This window comes from Streptococcus porci DSM 23759, assembly GCF_000423765.1.
In the GTDB taxonomy this organism is placed as follows: domain Bacteria; phylum Bacillota; class Bacilli; order Lactobacillales; family Streptococcaceae; genus Streptococcus; species Streptococcus porci.
In genome coordinates, this window is sequence record NZ_KE384089.1 from 181,546 (window position 1) to 201,871 (window position 20,326).

Annotated in this window: 12 protein-coding genes and 2 riboswitches; of the genes, 5 read left to right on the forward strand and 7 right to left on the reverse strand. The window is 42.2% G+C overall.

The window, feature by feature from the left end; all coding sequences use genetic code 11:
- Window positions 1–262 precede the first annotated feature (262 nt).
- Window positions 263–6,898 carry a pullulanase gene (locus tag G576_RS13055; protein WP_051178104.1) on the forward strand — a complete coding sequence of 2,212 codons (6,636 nt, stop codon included), beginning with the start codon at window positions 263–265 and terminating at the stop codon, window positions 6,896–6,898.
- Window positions 6,899–6,943: 45 nt separating this feature from the next.
- Here the strand turns inward: G576_RS13055 and G576_RS0110575 are convergent, their stop codons facing one another.
- From G576_RS0110575 to trmL, 4 genes are all read right to left on the reverse strand, one after another.
- Window positions 6,944–7,594 (reverse strand): phosphatase PAP2 family protein, encoded by a 651-nt coding sequence (locus tag G576_RS0110575; protein ID WP_027974578.1) that lies wholly within the window; start codon window positions 7,592–7,594, stop codon window positions 6,944–6,946.
- A gap of 22 nt (window positions 7,595–7,616) precedes the next feature.
- A complete protein-coding gene (locus G576_RS0110580; protein ID WP_027974579.1) occupies window positions 7,617–8,186 on the reverse strand; it encodes an ECF transporter S component in 570 nt (189 codons plus the stop codon).
- 77 nt (window positions 8,187–8,263) lie between these two features.
- Window positions 8,264–8,397, reverse strand: a riboswitch (FMN riboswitch).
- 274 nt (window positions 8,398–8,671) lie between these two features.
- On the reverse strand, window positions 8,672–9,319 hold the full coding sequence (locus tag G576_RS0110585) for an HD domain-containing protein (protein ID WP_027974580.1): 648 nt from the start codon (window positions 9,317–9,319) through the stop codon (window positions 8,672–8,674).
- Complete coding sequence (gene trmL / locus G576_RS0110590; protein WP_083960022.1) at window positions 9,316–9,822, reverse strand: tRNA (uridine(34)/cytosine(34)/5-carboxymethylaminomethyluridine(34)-2'-O)-methyltransferase TrmL; 507 nt, start codon at window positions 9,820–9,822, stop codon at window positions 9,316–9,318. The genes G576_RS0110585 and trmL overlap by 4 nt, the downstream gene beginning before the upstream one ends.
- Window positions 9,823–10,162: 340 nt before the next feature.
- Between trmL and pepF the strand changes: the two genes are divergently transcribed.
- Both pepF and tnpA read left to right on the forward strand, forming a co-directional pair.
- Window positions 10,163–11,965 (forward strand): oligoendopeptidase F, encoded by a 1,803-nt coding sequence (pepF, locus tag G576_RS0110595; protein WP_027974582.1) that lies wholly within the window; start codon window positions 10,163–10,165, stop codon window positions 11,963–11,965.
- Between the two features lie 285 nt (window positions 11,966–12,250).
- Entirely contained in the window at window positions 12,251–12,715 is a 465-nt protein-coding gene (gene tnpA / locus G576_RS0110600; protein WP_027974583.1) for an IS200/IS605 family transposase, read from the forward strand.
- 98 nt (window positions 12,716–12,813) lie between these two features.
- Here tnpA and G576_RS0110605 read toward each other — a convergent pair whose 3' ends face one another.
- Together G576_RS0110605 and G576_RS0110610 are read right to left on the reverse strand one after the other, a co-directional pair.
- Window positions 12,814–14,043, reverse strand: coding sequence for a cation diffusion facilitator family transporter (locus G576_RS0110605; protein WP_027974584.1), 1,230 nt, complete (start codon window positions 14,041–14,043; stop codon window positions 12,814–12,816).
- An 82-nt stretch (window positions 14,044–14,125) separates the two neighbouring features.
- Complete coding sequence (locus G576_RS0110610; RefSeq protein WP_027974585.1) at window positions 14,126–15,481, reverse strand: alanine/glycine:cation symporter family protein; 1,356 nt, start codon at window positions 15,479–15,481, stop codon at window positions 14,126–14,128.
- 250 nt (window positions 15,482–15,731) lie between these two features.
- A riboswitch (glycine riboswitch) is annotated at window positions 15,732–15,825 on the reverse strand.
- A gap of 425 nt (window positions 15,826–16,250) precedes the next feature.
- Here G576_RS0110610 and G576_RS0110615 point away from each other — a divergent pair.
- Window positions 16,251–16,991: a class I SAM-dependent methyltransferase gene (locus G576_RS0110615; RefSeq protein ID WP_027974586.1), complete on the forward strand. Its 741-nt coding sequence runs from the start codon at window positions 16,251–16,253 to the stop codon at window positions 16,989–16,991.
- Between the two features lie 82 nt (window positions 16,992–17,073).
- Window positions 17,074–19,398, forward strand: coding sequence for a DNA helicase PcrA (pcrA, locus tag G576_RS0110620; protein ID WP_027974587.1), 2,325 nt, complete (start codon window positions 17,074–17,076; stop codon window positions 19,396–19,398).
- A 256-nt stretch (window positions 19,399–19,654) separates the two neighbouring features.
- Here pcrA and G576_RS0110625 read toward each other — a convergent pair whose 3' ends face one another.
- The gene (locus tag G576_RS0110625; protein ID WP_027974588.1) at window positions 19,655–20,296 is read right to left on the reverse strand and encodes a metal-dependent transcriptional regulator; all 642 of its coding nucleotides are present in this window, start codon (window positions 20,294–20,296) and stop codon (window positions 19,655–19,657) included.
- Between the last annotated feature and the right edge of the window lie 30 nt (window positions 20,297–20,326).

A 20,326-nucleotide genomic window follows, 5' to 3' on the forward strand; every position in this document is an offset into this window, starting at 1 on the left:
ATTAGGAGTATAATCCTAGTGAGGGCTTTGTCAGTTCTTTTCTGTGTTCTGCGGGTGTTTGTGCAGCAGTCATCGTGAGTTATTCCAGCTCTTTTATCATAATTTAAAAGCAATCGCTTGCTTTAAAAAGCAAGTAGTAGACTTTCGTAGACATCAGAAAATGCTCAAAAAGATTAAAAACATAAATGAAAACGCTTGCGTATTTTTGGTGAGATGGTTATAATGAAGATGTTGTACTATATTTTAATATAAGGAGGATATCATGTATCTCAAGCCTAAAAACCATGGGCACGCCTATCCAGAGAAACGCGAGATTTTTAGTATTCGTCGTTTGAAGGTGGGAGTTGCTTCTGTTACGATAGCGTCAGCCTTTTTCTTAGGAACAAGCCTTGGAAATGCTAATGTATCGGCTGATACTGTGACCGATAGTCCAAATGAGGTTGTTCTTGCTAGTAATAGTGTTGAGGAGCAGGACGCTCCGAAGCAAGAAACATCTCCTATCGTCTCTCAAGAAAGCCAGCCTGAGCAGCCCGTTAGCCAAGCTCCAACGGCAGAAATAGCGGTTGCAAATTCTACTGATGGGGTGGCATTAGCTGAGTCACTCTCAGTTCCTGAAGCAACCTCTGCCCAAATTGCTGTCGGTGAGCAAGTTGAAGAGCCTAGTAAGCTTGCTGAGTCAGTGCAGCCACTTGCAAGTCTGGAAAGTGCGCCAGTAAATTCTCTTGAAGCGACTCCAGTAGCTACTGAGTTACCAGCAGACCGGGCAATCGCTGATCAACACATTCGTCTACACTTCGAGGGCTTGGAAGATGAGAAAATATCTTCATACGGACTTTGGACTTGGGGAGCAGTTGCCGAACCATCGGATGGTAATCAATGGCCAAATGATGTAGAACCATTTGTCGCTGAGCAAAAAGATGATTTCGGCTATTACATTGATGTCAAACAGAGTGAGACGCCGGGCAAAATCGGCTACCTCCTTCTAAAAGATGGAGAAAAAGTAGCAGAAGGTGACCAAGAAATATCTCCTTTAGCAGCGGAAATGAACGAAGCGTGGATACGTTCAGATTTCACTACTTACAGTTATGCTCCTTTAGCAGATGAAAATCTGTTACGCCTGCATTACAAACGTGAAGATAACCAATACGAAGGCTGGGGCGTTTGGGTTTGGGGAGATACGTCAGCTTCCTTTGAAAAATGGCCGAGCGATGCACTTGATTTCACTGGCAAGGATGATAAAGGTGCTTACCTTGATATTTCATTATCAAAAGGCTTAGCGTCAAATATCGGCTTTTTATTGGTTAATCAAAATGATGATCAAGCACCTGGGAATAAGACCAAAGACTTAGCCTTTTCAGACCGTGAAACTCATAGTCATATCTTTATCAAAGCAGGTGACGATACTGTTTATACTAATCCATATGGCATCCCAACCCAGGTTGAACAGGATTTTAGTAAGGCTACTCCAGGTCAAGCAGGCATTACAGTCACAGCAAGTAGTTACCGTCCCTTTAATTATAATGAAACAGGTCTAATTGATCTTTCTGTAACGAATCCAAGTCAGCTGAAAGTTACCCGTATGGAAGTTGATACCAAAACAATAGGCGGTGGTATCATTGAAATCTCACCTGAATTGAATCGAGTTACTATCACGGCATCTTCTCAAACAGCCGCAGGAAATTATGATTTACCTGTACGTGTTTATGACGAAAATAACGGTTATTATGATACTAAAGTTTCAGTAACAATCACTGAACGCCAAAAAGCAGCCAATGAGCGCGATTGGGATGAGCAGGTCATTTACTTCATGGTGACTGACCGCTTTAGCAATGGAGATAGTACAAATGATGCAGCCGACCTTCTGGCAAGTGCTAAAAACAAAGCTGGTGCTTATCAGGGAGGCGATTTCAAAGGTGTTACTAATAAATTAGATTATCTAAAAGAGCTCGGTGTATCAGCCATTTGGGTCACCCCAATTGTTGAAAATGTGGATGAAGACTTTGGAACCAAAAAAGATGGCGAATATTATGCTTACCATGGCTACTGGGCAAAAAACTTTGAAAAACTCAATCCACACCTTGGAACTTTAGCAGAATTTCATACTTTGATTGATGAAGCGGCTGCTCGTGGCATAAATATTATCGTGGATGTGGTGCTCAACCATTCAGGCTATGGGACAGCGGATACCTTTACAGGAATGGTTCGTAAACCAGAAGAAGAAGTTTCAGGTGATGACCAAAAAGGTTCATTGTCAAATCTTCCAGACTTTAAAACGGAAGAAATGGCTGTGCGTCAACAGTTAGTCAACTGGCAGACCGCTTGGCTAAAAACAGCGACAACAGCAAAAGGAAACAGCATTTACGGTTTCCGTGTGGATACGGTTAAGCATGTTGATGATGTCACTTGGCAACACTTCAAAAATGAGCTAGCTCTGAAAGATGCAGACTTCCATTTGGTTGGTGAATCTTGGGGGGCAAACTACAAGGATACCAAAGGTGACCTAGGGACTGGAACCATGGACAGTCTCTTGGACTTTGGTTTCAAAGATATTGCTAAGCTAGCAGTTAATGGTCGCTTGAAGACTGCAAATGAAGAATTGATTGCTCGAAATGAGGTTTTGTCCAGCAACTATGCCTTGGCACAATTTTTAGGTAGCCATGATGAGGATGGTTTCCTTTTCAGCATTGGAGGCGATGAAGGAAAACTAAAACTTGCGGCTAGTCTTCTTTTGACATCAAAAGGTCAGCCGGTTATTTACTATGGTGAAGAGTTGGGTCAAAGCGGAGCGAATAACTGGCCTATCTATGAGAACCGTTATCTTTTTGACTGGGATAAGGTGGCAACCAGCTCAGTGCTCAGCCATTACCAAAAACTTCTAGCCTTTAGAAATGCACATAGTGACTTGATGGCACGAGGAAACCGTTCAACTGTAGCCGCCAATGATAGTCAACAGTGGCTTTTAGCAAAGCGCGAAACTGACAATGACTCAGCTTACCTTCTTTTCCAACTGAAAAATCAGGCACAAGAATTGCGTCTAGAAGTTAGCCAAGATGCAAGTGTGATAGATGCCTATAGCGGGCAGACTTATCAAGCTCAGCAAGAGGCGTCTGGTAAATGGTACGTCACCGTGCAGGTGCCAAGTCTATCAGATGGTGGAACCATGCTTTTAACCACAAGTGCTGGTCACATTATTGGTGCAACCAGCCAAGTTGATGACGAGGCTCCTATCGCCGAAAATACACTTCGTATTCACTTCAAGAAACTCCCATCAGACGATGTGAAGTCGCTTGGTTTGTGGACATGGGGTGATGTAGAAACGCCATCTGAAAAGGTTGCGGGTTGGCCAACAGGTGCAACGAGCTTTACTGATGCCACAAAAGATGACTATGGCTATTATCTAGATGTCAAATTAGTTGGGGAAAATCGTCATAAGGTGTCCTATCTCATCAACAATACTGCTGGAAATAATTTGACAGGTGATCAGTCCATTGAGATTATCAGTCAAGAGATGAATGAAGTATGGCTAGATGAGAACTTTAAAGCACATTATTACGAGCCACAGGTTAAGGGAACCATTCGTATCAATTATTTCCGAACAGATGGCAATTATGATAAGAAAGCCCTTTGGCTTTGGGGTAGTGCGGATTCTTCTATCACAAGTCAATTAGGCAATTGTCCAAACGGTATTGACTTTGAAAACCAAGGTAAATATGGTGTTTATATTGATGTACCTTTGGCAGATTTCAACGATCTTGGATTCTTGCTTTTGGACGAAAGCAAAGAGGGGGACGCAGTTAAAATCAATTCTAACAACTATAATTTTAAAGATCTTCAAAACCACACCCAAATTTTCTTGAAAGATGAGGATTCAACGATTTACACCAACCCTTACTATACCAATCTCATTAGAGTAACAGGAGCAATACAACTTAGCCCAAATCAGATTGAAGCGACCTTTAGCACTCTTGAAGGAGCTGACAGCGCAAGCTTGTTACAAGAGATTAAGCTGAGCGACAGCCATGGTCAGGAAGTTGCAATCTCAGATGTGAGTCTAGATGTTGCTGGGAAAAAAGTGATTTTGACTGGTAACTTTGCTAATGCTGAGGCACCATTTAATGTGACTTATCACTCTGATAGTGTACAGACCCGCCAAAGTTGGCAGTATATGGACTCTCTCTATGCCTATGATGGCGAGTTAGGGGCAAGGGTTAAAGAAAATGGTAAGGTTGTTGAGATGACACTTTGGTCACCGAGTGCTGATAGCGTGTCAGTCGTTGTTTATGACAAGAAAGATCAAACCAAAGTTCTGGGTGAAGTATCCATGTCTTCAGCTGAGAAAGGAACTTGGCAGCTCACCTTGACCGATAAGAGTGGATTAGGTCTGTCAGATTACCGTGGTTATTATTACCACTATAAAATCACTCGTGATGGTCAAAGTGTGTCAGTGCTCGATCCTTATGCTAAGTCACTGGCTGCATGGAATAGTGATTTAGCAAAATCAGATGATCCAGCTTACAAAGTAGCCAAGGCAGCCTTTGTAGATCCAAGTTCAATCGGACCAAAACTCATTGATGCAAATATTGCAGGTTATAGTAGTCGTGAAGATGCCATCATTTATGAAGCTCATGTTCGAGACTTCACCTCAGATCAAGCTATCGCAGATCAATTAACAAGTCCGTTTGGTACTTTCAAAGCCTTTATTGAGAAACTAGATTATCTAAAAGATCTAGGCGTGACACACATTCAACTTTTGCCTGTCATGAGCTACTACTTTATCAATGAAATGGCAGCGCGTGAGCGTATGACCGATTATGATTCTAGTGACACTAACTATAACTGGGGATATGACCCACAAAGTTATTTTGCTTTGACAGGAGCATACTCGACTGATCCAACCAATGCTGAAAAACGCATTGCGGAATTTAAAGAACTGGTCAATGCCATCCATGAACGTGGCATGGGAATCATCTTAGATGTGGTTTATAATCACACAGCAAAAGTTGATTTATTTGAAGATTTGGAACCAAATTATTACCACTTTATGGAAGCAGATGGTACCCCTAAATCTAGTTTCGGCGGTGGTCGTCTTGGTACAACACACCATATGAGCCGTCGTGTCTTGGTTGACTCCATTAAGTATCTTGTGTCCGAGTATAAGGTAGATGGTTTCCGCTTTGACATGATGGGTGATCACGATGCTGAATCTATCGAGATGGCCTTTAAGGCTGCGCAAGCTCTTAATCCAAAGATTTTGATGCTAGGTGAGGGTTGGGTAACTTATACAGGTGATGCCAATGATGCTCGCCAACCAGCAGACCAATCTTGGATGTCTATGACTGATACAGTGGCATCATTCTCTGATGATATCCGCAACACCCTTAAATCTGGTTATCCAAATGAAGGGCAACCAGCCTTTATTACAGGAGGTGCTAAGTCTGTTGAAGCGGTCTTTAATAACATCAAAGCACAGCCGGGTAACTTCCTTTCGGATGATCCAGGAGATGTTATTCAGTACATTGCAGCTCATGATAATTTGACCCTCTTTGATATCATTGCTCAATCCATCAAAAAAGATCCATCTATCGCTGAGAATAATGCGGAAATTCATCGTCGTCTCCGTATTGGTAATCTCCTGATTTTGACTTCTCAAGGAACGCCATTTATTCATTCAGGTCAAGAGTATGGACGTACAAAACAATTTAAAGATGAAGCATATAAAGAGCCTGTATCGTCAGATTTGGTGCCAAATAAATCTCACTTGTTGGTAGATACAAATGGTAAACCGTTTGAATACCCATACTTTATCCACGATTCCTACGATTCGACAGATGCCATCAATCACTTTGATTGGACAAAAGCTACCGATGCACAGCTTTTCCCTGAAAATACTAAAAGTCAGGCTTACACCAAAGGCTTAATTGCCCTTCGTAAATCAACAGATGCTTTCCGTATAAAGGATTTGGCTGAGGTTGACAAACGGGTGAGTCTCATCACGGTTCCTGGGGAAAATGGTATAGCGTCAAATGATTTGGTAATTGGATACCAAGTTGTGGCAAGCAATGGGGATATTTACGCTGTTCTGGTTAATGCTGATACTAAAGAACGAAGCATTACCTTTGCGAATAACTTTAAAGCCTTGCTGGGCTCAGAAGTGCTTGCTGACGGCGACCGAGCTGGCACTACAGCCATTTCCAATCCAGTTGGCCTATCTTGGACTTCGGATGGTTTGCGGTTAGATCCATTGACAGCAACGATTTTGCGCCTCAAGGCAAAACAAGAAGAGAAAACTGCTATTGAACTTGTTGATAAAGCAACAGGCGTCCGTGTCTTGCTAGATAAGGATGAAACAGTAGTAGCAACTCGTCTCAAAGTTACCCACTTAGAGCCAAATGCAGAGCAACTCCCGCATATTCTGAAAGAAGTTGACTTCGACCTCTATGACATTGAAGTAGTGGACGATTCCGGCAAAGATTTGGATATTACCAAGCCAGCACAAGTCTTCTTACCAGTTGACGCAGGTAAAAAGGTGAAGGCTGTAGTTTACTTACCAAATGAAGCTGTTGCAGAGAAGCTTGCTTTTGAAATCACCATACGAAATGGTCAGGAAGGAGTCCTTTTCACTGCAGAACACTTTAGTCACTACGGTATTGTCTATCACGTTAGTCATCAATCGACTGATATAGAGAATCCTAGCGATGGTCAGCCATTGTCATCAGAAAATGGAGATTGGCAAAAGGACTCTTCAGAACCTGTGCTGACTGGTCATAGCACAAGAGATTACAAAGCTAATTCAGATGTTTTACCAAGCACTGGAGAAGATGATGCTATTTACCTTGCTTTAGCAGGTCTTGCACAACTTCTAGTAGTAGGAATTCTGATGAAAAAACGTCGTTCATAAGCAGGTTTGAAGTAAGAAAATAACTGAGTTGCAATAGCAACTCAGTTATTTTTGTTTATTTTGAAAACGCCATTCAAACCGTTTTTGATCGTAGAAGGGGTAAAGCACTTCTGTTATGGCATAGGCAAGTAACCAACCAGCCACAATATCAGTAGGGTGGTGAACACCAACATAGATACGTGACAGGGCAATCAAAATGGCTAAGCCAATCAGTCCGACTTGTAAGAGGGAGCGTAGACATTTCTGTTTGATGCGCTGATAAATGATAATGGTTAAAATGCCAGCCACTAGCATGGTCGAAGCGGTATGCCAGCTAGGGAATGAGTAGCCAGTTGTATGGACTACCCATTCAATGCTTGGTCTGGGTCTTTGGTACAGGTACTTTAGACCGGTAGAAGCAATCATCATAAATACCAAAGCAATACTGATAAAAGCAGCTTCGGATTTCCATTGTTTCCAGTAGAAAAAGAGTGCCAGAATAATGACGATTGGAATTAAGACATGAGCTTCACCAATGAGAGTAATGGCTGACCAAAATCGGTTTGCGGCTTGTGACAAGTCGCCGCGGAGATTTGTCTGAACGGTGCTGTCAAAATCTGTAAGGACTTCAGGATAGAATTTGACAACATAACCTAAGATGACGAAGATAAGAGCTGCAAATGAGGCTCTTACAAAATGTGCTTGTTTATGTTTCATACTAAGATTATAGCAGAAATAGCTAAATTTTTTCTAAAAGTGGTTTCACGGCCAGATGGACGAGGTAAAAAGATAGCGCGAAGATAACACCTTCAACCAGATTAAAGGGAATGACCATGGCAAAAATATATTTAGAGAGGCCGATAAATTGGTTGATATCAACACTAGTAAAAGCAGCGTAAGCGGGTACGGCGTAAAAAATGTTCAGAGCCACCATGGCAATGGTCAAAAGTAGGGTACCTGCGATAGAAGCTATCACATAGTTTTTAAAGCTCTGCTCTTTTTTCCACAAAACAGCTAGGGCTGTGATAAAAAGTCCAAGTGCCATGATGTTCATTGGCAATCCAATGATAGTACTAGGACCATTATTGTTGAGCAAGAGGGTCAAAAGGCTGCGCAAGACAAGGGCAAGCCAGGCACTTTTAAGATCATAAACCAGCATGAGTGCGAGAAGTGGTAAAATCGAAAAGTCGATTTTCAGGAAATCTGCCCCTGGAATCAGTGGAAACTGAAAGTACATGAGCAGAAATGAAAGTGCGGTCAGAATAGCAATATAGACTAAGCGACGTGTTTGTTTTGCCTGTATAGACATAAAAAAATTCCTCCAAATTTTACAATTTGAAAGAAGTTCCAAGTATTTTTGTACCAAAAAAGCATCGCACAAAAAGAATTGGTCTTCTCCCATCCAGACTTTACTGTCGGTTGTGGAATTGCACCACATCAGCTTTCGCTCACGGACTTCTTTAACAAGATAATTTCTTTTTAACGTCGATCTGAGGGAGTAGATAAGCCAGAAAACCTATGGTTTTATAGCATATTTTCAAGTCTTAGACTTGAAAATTCCTATGTGTCACCTTAATAGGATGACGCCTCATCACAGTGACGAGCTTTATGTTTGCGCCTCGTGGTCGCTTTGCTGTCGCTATGTCAAATAATCGTTAAAATCAGAGAAACTAGCCTGATAAAGTCACCGCCGGTCGGGAATTTCACCCTGCCCTGAAGACTCTTTCATGATAACAAAAAAGTTTTGACTTTGCAAGACTTTTCACGCAAAACTACTAATTAGTAATTGTTTTTTTATTTTAGACCTTCCCATTCAGCATAAAATTCATCTAAATAGGCTTGCATGAAAGCATGGCGGTGCTCAGCCATTTCCTTAGCATAGTTAGTATTCATCAAATTTTTAAGCCTCAGTAATTTTTCATAGAAATGCATGATGGCGGTATCGTCGCCTTTGCGATAGTCCTCTGAAGTCAACTGATCCCGAGGCTGGCGTTCGGGATCATGAATCAAACGTCCCTTGTTTCCTGAAAAAGCCATTGTTCTAGCGATGCCGATAGCACCGATAGCATCTAGGCGATCGGCATCTTGAACAATTTGTCCTTCAAGTGTTGTCATTGGTTTTCCGCCTCCACCTTTAAAGGACATGGTCGAGATGATTTCCATAATATGATTTTGTCGAAGGGAGTCGATTTCAACTTTTGTTAAAAGCTGCGCAACTCTATCAAGACCTGCTTGGGCAGACTCATTTAATTTTTCATCAGCTAAGTCATGGACAAGGGCTGCCGCTTGGCAAATGAAGAGGTCAGCTTTTTCTCTTTGAGCGATAGTGGTTGCCAAATGACGGACGCGAACAATGTGCCACCAGTCATGCCCACTGGCTTCCCTAGCAAGTTCTTTCTCTACATGTAGCTCTAAACGTTTTAAAATATCTGAATCCTTCATTTGAGTTTGTCCTTTTCATAAGTGTGAGTAAGCTCTAGACCAGTGAACTCTTGTTGGCGCAGTGCCTCATAGACAATCATACAAACGGTGTTTGAGACATTAAGGCTACGGACATGTTGGTCGTTCATGGGAATGCGGATGGCTTTTTCGGGATTTGCTCTCATGAACTTTTCAGGGAGTCCCGTGTCTTCACGACCGAACATGAAATAATGGGCAAAGCCATCATTGTAGCTTTCGTCTGAATAAGTTTTGTCTGCAAATTTTGTCACTAAATGTAACTTAGAAGCCACTGGCATTTTTTCTAAAAACGCCTCGACGGAGTCGTAGTAGTAGATGTCCAACTTGTCCCAGTAATCAAGGCCAGCCCGCTTCATCTTTTTGTCGTCGATGGGAAAGCCCATAGGACGAATGATGTGAAGTGGGGAGTTGGTGGCCGCACAAGTACGAGCGATATTGCCAGTATTTTGCGGAATCTGTGGCTGAAAGAGGACAATGTGATTCATAAGTTTGTTACTAGGGAGTGACTTGGATTGGTAAGGAAGCTCCCTGTTCAGTTTGCCGAATGGACTGAACTCACCTTTCTAATTTTCTAGGTATAAAAAATACCAGGTTACCCGGAGTTCATTCTCGGCAGATAACCTGGTTGTGGCGATTCATTAACTTAACTCATAACAGGTTTGAGTTAAACCAACGAATTCTTGTTTTCTAGTATAACACTTTGAAAGGAGATGTCAATAGTTTTAGTTTATTTTAAGAAAAAAGTTTTGGGAGTGAGGCTGAGCATTTAGAAAGATTTATTATTATGTTAAAATAGTCATATCTTATGAATTTTGGAGGAATGACATGTCAGAAAATCGTAGTCATTTAGACGAGAAATATACTTGGGATCTTACAAGTGTTTTCCCTACAGATGAAGCTTGGGAAGAAGAATTAGCAGAGCTGGCGACTGATGTTGAAGTAGCACAAAATCTTGCAGGTCATCTTTTGGACAGTAGCGACAGCCTTTTCCAAACGACTGAAACTTATATGGGTCTTATGCGCCGTTTGGAGAAGCTCTATGTCTATGCTTCTATGAAAAATGATGAAGATACAACGGTTGCCTACTATCAAGAGTTGCAAGCTAAGGCGTCAGCTCTTTATGCTAAACTGAGCGAGACATTTGCCTTTTATGAGCCTGAGTTTATGGCGCTTTCTGAGGAAACTTATGCTAAATTTATTGCAGAGAAACCCGAATTGGAACTTTATCATCATCATTTTGAGCGACTTTTTAAGACTAGGGAACATGTGCTGTCGCAGGAAGCAGAAGAACTCTTAGCTGGTGCTCAGGAAATTTTCTCTGGTGCAAGTGAGACCTTCTCTGTTTTGGACAATGCGGACATTGCCTTTCCTTGGGTGACCAATGATGAGGGAGAAGTTATTGAATTGACTCACGGTAATTTCATCAGCCTCATGGAATCAAAAAATCGTGAGATTCGTAAAGGTGCTTATGAGGCTATGTACGGTACCTATGAGCAATTTCAACACACCTACGCGAAAACCCTCCAAACCAATGTCAAGGTTCACAATTTCAAGGCTAAGGTTCGTAAGTACGATTCAGCTCGTCAGGCAGCCATGTCTGCCAATTTCATCCCAGAAGCAGTTTACGATACTTTACTTGAAGCGGTTAATAATCATTTGCCACTTTTGCAACGCTACATGAAGCTCCGTCAAAAGGTTCTGGGACTTGATGACCTCAAGATGTACGATATCTATACCCCCTTGTCAGAAGTTGATATGGCTATTAGCTATGATGAGGCTTTGGAAAAAGCAGAATCTGTTTTGTCTATTTTAGGTGAGGATTACTCAGCGCGTGTTAGACGTGCCTTCACAGAGCGCTGGATTGACGTTCATGTCAATAAAGGGAAACGCTCAGGAGCCTACTCAGGTGGGGCTTATGACACCAATGGTTTTATGCTTTTGAACTGGCAGGACACGCTGGACAATCTCTATACCCTTGTTCACGAAACTGGGCACTCGATGCACTCAGCCTATACTCGTGAAAACCAACCTTACGTGTATGGCGATTACAGTATTTTTCTAGCAGAAATCGCCTCAACGACCAATGAAAATATCATGACTGAGGCACTTCTTGCAGAAGTGACGGATGAAAAAGAACGCTTTGCCATTCTCAACCATTATTTAGATGGTTTCAAGGGAACTATTTTCCGTCAAACTCAGTTTGCTGAATTTGAGCATGCCATCCATATGGCAGATCAAAATGGTGAGGTTTTAACAAGCGAATACCTCAATAACCTCTATGCAGAACTCAATGAAAAATACTATGGTCTCTCTCGTGAAGATAATGATGACATTCAATTCGAGTGGGCACGCATTCCGCATTTCTACTATAACTACTACGTTTATCAGTACGCTACAGGATTTGCAGCTGCGAACTATCTAGCTGATAAAATTGTTCACGGAACGCAAGAAGACAGGGATAAATACCTTGACTATCTCAAAGCAGGTAACTCAGACTACGCCCTCAATGTCATCGCTAAAGCTGGTGTTGACATGACTAAAGTGGACTACCTCAATGCAGCCTTCAAAGTCTTTGAAGAACGCTTGACGGAACTTGAAACATTGGTTGAAAAGGGCGTACATTTGTAAATTATAGTCGAATGAATTAGCTTTCAGACAGGGCACTGAGGCACAGGAGTATAGAGTACGTCAGCCGAAAGGGATGATGTATCAAAGTTAATTCAAATGACGATAAAAAGATTGGTTGATGCCAATCTTTTTAATTATGTGACTTTAAGTCCGTCTCGCACCTTACGGAGAGAGACAAATAAACCACCCGCTATGCGGGTGCGCAAACGAAGGTTATACCAAAAAAACTCCCAACGCGCTACAATAGAGGTGTTCAAGCCCACTGTAAAGCGAAAGGAGAAAAGTATGGCACAAAAGGCACATAGTTTATCACACACAAAGTGGATGTGTAAATACCACATTGTGTTCACCCCTAAGTATAGACGAAAAATCATCTATAATCAATATCGAAGCAGTCTAGGCGAGATATTCCACCGTTTATGTCGCTACAAAGGTGTAGAAATCATTGAAGGACATCTCATGCCGGACCATGTTCATATGTTAGTTAGTATCCCACCACGAATTAGTGTTTCAAGTTTCATGGGCTACTTAAAAGGTAAGAGTGCCCTGATGATGTTTGACAAACACGCCAATCTCAAATATAAGTTTGGGAATCGCCATTTTTGGGCAGAGGGTTATTACGTGAGTACAGTCGGACTTAATGAAGCCACAATAAAGAAATATATTCAAGAACAGGAAAAGCATGATATCACACTTGATAAACTGAGTGTGAAAGAATACGAAGATCCCTTTAGGGATGATGGCAAGTAATACCAACGCCTCTTTAAGAGGCAAGTGACGAGTCAAAAGCAGTGAGGCTTGAACAACGTGAAAGCCAGCGTCTTTAGGCGCTGGCTGGTGATGTGGGCTTATAGCCCGTGTTCAAACCACCCGTTTGACGGGTGGTTATGATTTATCTTCGTTACTTGGTGAAAAATCAGAAACCATTTTTCATGGCGACGCCAGAGGCTGGTGTGTTGATGACCGTCTAGTTGGTAACTAATCAGTTTAGTTTTTTGACTGACGGAGGTCATTTTAAAATATTGGAAATTGGTCAAATAGTGCTTATCTCTTCGAATGACCTCTTTTTTACTGAGATAAGTACCATCACTGTCAATGAGTTGAAATTCCTCAGCTAAATAGTGTTCATAGTCTGGTATTTTTGAGAGAATAATCTTCTCATTTTTGTAGAGTTTATGGTAAACATTTTCAAAAATCTCATCTTCTGGAAGAGGAGCAGGCTCGACGTGTATGTCAATGTCATAAACCTCAAAGCGGTCACGCAGAAGATTTTCTACCTGCTCTGTAATCTCATGGCTTTCATAGACAGAGAGGTCTGGATTCATTTCCAAAATGATATCCAGATAAATATTACTTCCATAGGTACGTCCACGCTGGGATTTAACAGCATAAATTTTAGGAATTTGCAGAATAGCTTCCTCGTAAGCTTTAAGTTGTTTGTCGTCAAAGCCATCGGAGAGACTAAAGGTTGCTTCCATAAAAATATCGTAGGCTGTTTTAAGGATAAAGTAGGTAATCAGCAGGGCGAAAAGATTATCTAACCAAAGTAGATTAAAAGAGGAAGCTACAATGGCTAGGGATGTTCCAACTGAGGTGACGGCATCAGAGAGGTTATCCTTGGCTGAAGCTGCTAAGGCAGAAGATTGAACTTGTTTGGACAGTTGCCGATTGTAGAGATAGACACCGTACATGACAAGACCAGATAGGACTCCCACAACAGCACCTTCTAGGTCAATAGCAGAGCTTTTTCCCAAAATCATCTTTTGAATCGTCTGAATCAATACCTGAATACCCACGGTAAACATGAGGAAGGAAGTGATTAGACTAGATAGATCTTCAATCTTCCAATGACCGAACTTGTGATCCTCGTCAGCAGGACGACTTGCTAGATGAAGACCGATTAAAAGGGTAACATTTCCCAAAATATCAGATAGGTTATTAAAACCATCAGCAATGAGGGAACTGGAATCGAGCCAGTAACCAGTGATTAATTTTGCAGCGGTCAGAATCAGATAGGCTATGATAGAAATGATGGGTCCACGCTTAGCTAGCTGGAGTTTTGCGGTTGCAGGTGTCATAAGGCCTCCTTTTCATATCTCAATATTATAGCATATAGCGCAACGGGTGTAAAAAATCTCTCAGAAAACTGAGAGAAAGACTTTATTTGATTTTATCAAAATAGGCTCTGCTTTCTTTGATGACGACAGGGGATAGGGCCAGGAGTGCAATGAGGTTTGGAATAGCCATGAGCCCGTTCACAATGTCAGCGATTGTCCAGACGATATGGAGGCTGAGGAAGCCACCCAAAGCAACCATAAGGGTAAAGATAATGCGGTAAATACGGATGTGATTGGTCCCAAAAAGAAACTCAAAACAACGTTCGCCATAGTAAGACCAGCCAAGAATCGTGGTGAAAGCGAAGAGGACGAGAGAAATAGTCAAAGCAAATGCTCCCGCAGAGCCAAAGATTCCACTGAAAGCAGCCTGCGTGACATCAGCTCCCTTAAGTGTATCGCTGGTCCAGACACCAGTGATAAGGATAGTTAGACCTGTCAAGGTACAGATGATGATAGTGTCAATAAAGGTTCCTGTCATGGAAATCAAGCCTTGCTCGACGGGTTCATTGGTTTTGGCTGCTGCCGCTGCAATAGGAGCAGAACCGAGACCAGATTCATTTGAGAAGACGCCACGGGCAATACCCATCTGAATCGCTTTTTGAACACTTGCACCTAGAAAACCACCGACTGCTGCGGATTTTGTAAAAGCAGATTGGAAAACTAAGTTCAGAGTTGGGATGATTTGGTTGATATTGAGCAGGAGAACAACTCCGGCAGCTAAGATATAGAGTCCTGCCATAAAAGGAACGATTTTTTCAGCGACCTTTGAAATGGACTGAATACCTCCAAAAATGATGTAGGCAACGATGATAGCAATAACAATACTGACAATTTGTGGTGCAAAGCCGAAACTTGATTTTAAGGAGCCGGTGATTGAATTAACCTGAGAAAAAGTACCGATTCCCAACCAAGCTACTAAAACACCAGCGACTGCGAAGAAGATAGCTAGCGGACGCCATTTTTCTCCCATACCGTGAAGAATGTAGTACATAGGACCACCGGAAATCTCTCCGTTAGCATCTTTTGTGCGGTACTTAATAGCTAGCAAGCCCTCAGCATATTTTGTTGCCATTCCAAAGAAAGCGGCTACCCACATCCAAAAGAGAGCCCCAGGACCACCGGATTGAATAGCAGTGGCAACACCGACAATATTTCCTGTGCCGACCGTAGCTGCTAGGGCGGTTGCAAGAGCAGCGAAACTTGAAATGTCGCCATGATGTTCTTCATCATGGACAAAAATGAGGCGGAAAGCCTTTGGCAATTTGGTGATTTGCAGTAGGCCAAGTCTGAGCGTCAGATAGACTCCGGTTCCCACTAAAAGAATGAGAAGTGGTGGTCCCCAGACCAAATCATTAATGGTTGAGAGAATGTTCTCGAGTTTTGCAAAAAAAGTAGGCATGTGCGACTCCTTATTGTTAAGATAACAGAATGCTTGAGCGTGACAGGAGATAGTGTTCACGTCCATCATGTCTGAGTTTAAGACACCACTAGCTTTGTTTATCAGAGGTGGTACACAAAAAGGACTGAGAAAAATCACAGTCCTGGAGGTAAGAGCTGGAAAACATTGCAAGCTGCTAGCCTTTTATTGAAAAGAGGATAGGTAAAAACACCTACACCATCACATCATGACTACTTAGCAAGCCTTACGTTATTTTCTTTCTGTCCTTTTACCTGAGAGATTGAGCGAAATTCGCCTTGCCCCTTCGGTGTTCTGTCTTGCAGAATCTCTCCAGAAGTCCGTCAGTCATCCTGTCCCTGCCCTAAGGCACCTGAGAGTATAACTCCTTCGGTAGAAAAATCTTCTCCAGAATGACGTCAATCGGTTAGTGTCTTATTTAATTTTGCTTTATTTTACGGGAAAAAGCAGAGCTTGTCAAGCTATTTTGAGTGAAAATCATAGAAAAATCCTTGAAATATGTTTTTATCGTTAAAAACGTTCGGAAAATCCGATAGAAAATTTCGTATCAGAACTATGAAAAGGTTTTTAATGTTTGGTAAACTTAAAGAAAATCAACAAGGAGTGTTCCCCAAGCCGAATCTTCACCCACCCAACCATGGCAGAAAATTTGAATGATGTGTTTAATGTTTAAGGAAAAACTACCATTTGGGGGATCTTTCTTGCTGTGAATATGCTATAATAAAGCGGTAAAACGAGGTGAGGAGCAGAGATGGCGAAACAAAATATTTATGATAATCCGACCTTTTTTAAAGGCTACCAGAGAATTAGGGAAAATGCGGTTAACGCCAACAATCTCTTTGAAATTCCGGCTCTTTTCTCTCTCCTTCCTGATTTGAAGGGGAAAAGAGTGCTGGATTTAGGATGTGGTTTCGGTGAGCATTGCCAGCGTTTTGTGGATTTAGGAGCTGAGGCGGTTGTGGGTTTGGACATTTCGGAGAAAATGCTTACACTAGCCAAACGTGAACACAGCAACCCTAAAATCACTTATGTCAATCTGCCCATGGAAGATTTGGACAAGATTGAGGGGAATTTCGATCTCGTTGTCAGCTCGTTAGCCTTTCATTATGTAGATGATTTCTCAGAAGTTTTGACGAAAATTCATGAGAAATTAACCGAAAATGGATTGCTTGTTTTCTCCCAAGAGCACCCAATCAATACTTGTCATTCTGGCGGCGACCGATGGACAAGAGATGAGGATGGAAATCGCTTATATGCCAATCTTGCTCATTATGGCTTATCGGGTGAAAGGGAGTCGGTATGGTTTGTGGATAATGTCAAAAAATATCACAGAACTTTTTCTGAGGTAATCAATGACATGATAGCAACAGGCTTTTCCATTGAGAAGATGCTTGAGCCTTTTCCCAGCGAAGATTTATTGAAAGTATATCCCGAATATGCTGATTTACAACATAAACCTGACTTTTTACTACTGAAAGCTCGTAAAGTCTAAGGATATTTACGACACAAAGCTCTGCTATTTTCCTGAAAAAATGGTAAAATAGTAGGGCTTATTTTTGTGAACGGAGAAGAAAATGAATCCCTTATTAAACGGTATGAACGACCGTCAGGCTGAGGCGGTGCAGACGACGGAAGGGCCACTTTTGATTATGGCGGGGGCTGGTTCGGGAAAGACTCGGGTTTTGACCCACCGCATTGCTTATTTGATTGATGAAAAGATGGTCAATCCCTGGAATATTTTAGCCATCACCTTTACCAATAAAGCAGCGCGTGAGATGCGGGAACGTGCTATGGCACTTAACCCAGCCACTCAGGACACACTGATTGCGACTTTTCACTCCATGTGTGTTCGTATCTTGCGTCGTGAAGCTGATTATATTGGCTACAATCGTAACTTTACCATTGTTGATCCCGGAGAGCAGCGCACGCTCATGAAGCGCATTTTGAAAAACCTTAACTTGGATCCAAAGAAATGGAATGAACGAGCTATTCTAGGCACTATTTCTAACGCTAAAAATGACCTGATAGACGAAGTGGCTTATGAGCATTTGGCAGGTGATATGTATAGCCAAATGGTTGCCAAGTGTTACAAGGCTTATCAAGAGGAGTTGCGTCGGAGTGAGGCTATGGACTTTGATGACCTCATCATGATGACGCTTCGTCTTTTTGATAAAAATCCAGAAGTTCTAGCCTATTATCAGCAACGCTATCAGTATATCCATGTGGACGAGTATCAGGACACCAACCATGCTCAGTATCAGTTGGTTAAACTTTTGGCTTCGCGCTTTAAAAATATCTGTGTGGTTGGGGATGCTGACCAGTCTATCTATGGCTGGCGTGGAGCTGATATGCAGAATATCCTTGATTTTGAAAAGGATTATCCTGAAGCAAAAGTGGTGCTTTTAGAAGAAAATTACCGCTCAACCAAGAAAATCCTCCAGGCAGCTAATCAGGTTATTGACAACAACCAAAACCGTCGTCCTAAGAAACTCTGGACGCAAAATGCAGAAGGGGAACAGCTGGTTTATTACCGTGCCAATGACGAGCGAGACGAGGCGGTATTTGTGGCTTCGACCATCGACACTATTGTTCGTGAGTCAGGTAAAAACTTCAAAGATTTTGCGGTGCTCTACCGTACTAATGCCCAGTCCCGTACCATCGAGGAAGCTCTACTCAAATCCAACATTCCCTACACCATGGTTGGTGGCACCAAATTCTACAGTCGCAAGGAAATTCGTGACGTGATTTCTTACCTCAACCTCATTGCAAATACCTCAGATAATATTTCCTATGAGCGTATTGTCAACGAACCTAAGCGCGGTGTGGGTCCAGGCACGCTCGAGAAGATTCGCACCTTTGCTTATGAGAATGGCATGAGTTTACTAGAGGCTTCAGCGGATATCATCCTTTCGCCTATTAAGGGAAAAGCTGCGCAGGCAGTTTATGACCTAGCGCATTTGCTTTTAAATTTAAGGGACAAGTTAGACAATCTGACTGTGACTGAATTAACTCAAGCAGTTCTGGAAAAAACGGGTTACCTTGAGGCCCTCCGCGTGCAAAACACTCTGGAAAGTCAAGCCCGTATCGAAAATATCGAAGAGTTTTTATCCGTTACTAAGAACTTTGATGACAATAAAGAAGTTGCCACAGAAAGTGAAACAGGGCTTGACCGCCTCAGTCGTTTTCTTAATGACCTAGCGCTAATTGCGGATACAGATGATGGCAATGTCGAGTCGGCAGAAGTGACTCTGATGACGCTTCATGCAGCTAAAGGCTTGGAGTTTCCAGTGGTCTTTCTAATCGGGATGGAAGAAGGTGTCTTTCCGCTCTCACGTGCCACGGAAAATCCAGACGAACTAGAAGAGGAACGCCGTCTAGCTTATGTGGGGATTACTCGTGCCGAAGAGCTTCTTTTCATGACTAATGCCAACACCCGTACCCTCTTTGGTAAGACTAGCTATAACCGCCCGACTCGTTTCCTGGGAGAAATATCTGATGAACTTCTTGCCTATCAAGGTTTGGCGCGACCAGCACATTCTTCTTTTGGCCTTTCTTATGCCAATAGCGGAGCAACACAATTCGGTCAGGGAATGAGTTTGCAGCAGGCGTTGCAGGCTCGAAAAGCTCAGGTACAGCCAGCAAGCTCTGCACAAAGTCGCTCAATAGCTCAGCCATTTTCAAAAAATTCTGGACCACTACCATTTGGACAAGTAGCTAAATCAGATGTTAGTGAAAACAACTGGCAAATCGGTGACATCGCTATCCACAGAAAGTGGGGAGAAGGAACCGTTCTTGAAGTCTCAGGATCGGGCAAAACTCAAGAATTAAAAATCAAATTCCCAGAAGTTGGACTCAAAAAACTTTTAGCTAGTGTGGCGCCGATTGAGAAGAAGGGATAAATTCCCATCGCAAATCAGCCTTTGTCCTTGTTGGCTCGAGGCGAGGAAGAACGGTCCTATCTCTATCGTCGTTTTCTCTTGCCTTAATTTTAATTGAGTATCACATTATTTCGTCGAATGCATTAGCTTTCCGACAAGAAATTGAGGGGAAGGCAGTACTAGAGTACGGCGAGCCAAAAGTGACGGTGTTTCAAAGCTAATTCAAATGACTATAAAACATCACAAAAGCCCAGTCTCGGTAGAGATGGGCTTTTCCTTATGACACGAAAATCAGTTTGGCTATGTTATTGGGAATGGTAAGGGACTTTTCTGAGAAAGTAATCTGGTAAGTGGCAGCGTAAGTATCAATGGCTGTCAGATTAAAAACAGTCCCCAAGGTTAATGAGTTCCGTTCCAAGTAATTTAAAAGGTTATTATCATCGTGAATGCGAACAAGGCGGTAAGTGCCTAGTTCTGTCACCTGATCTAAAGTTTGATGATTCCTTTCAACCAGAAGCTCATTTTTCCTTGGGATGGTACCTCCGTGAGGGCAGAATTCAGGGAAGCCCAAGCTTTCCTCTAAACGATCAATGAACATAGTTGAAACCGTGTGTTCCAATATTTCAGCTTCTTGATGGATATCTTCGCTTGTATAGTGTAGATGGTTAATTAAAAAGACTTCTAACAAACGGTGTTTGCGATAGAGCTCAGTGACAACGAGAAGCCCTTTATCCGTTAGCAGGTAACCCTTTTTACTGTCTTTTATAATCCACTTTTCAGCTAACATTTTCTTTGCCATTTCAGAAACAGCTGGAGCAGATACTTGCAGGTGTTCGGCGATACCTTTGTTGGTAATTTTTTCTCCCTGCTCACCTAATTCGTAAATGGTTTTGAGATAGTCCTCTTTATTGGGTGTCATAATCTTCCTCGCTAATCTTTGAACACTATT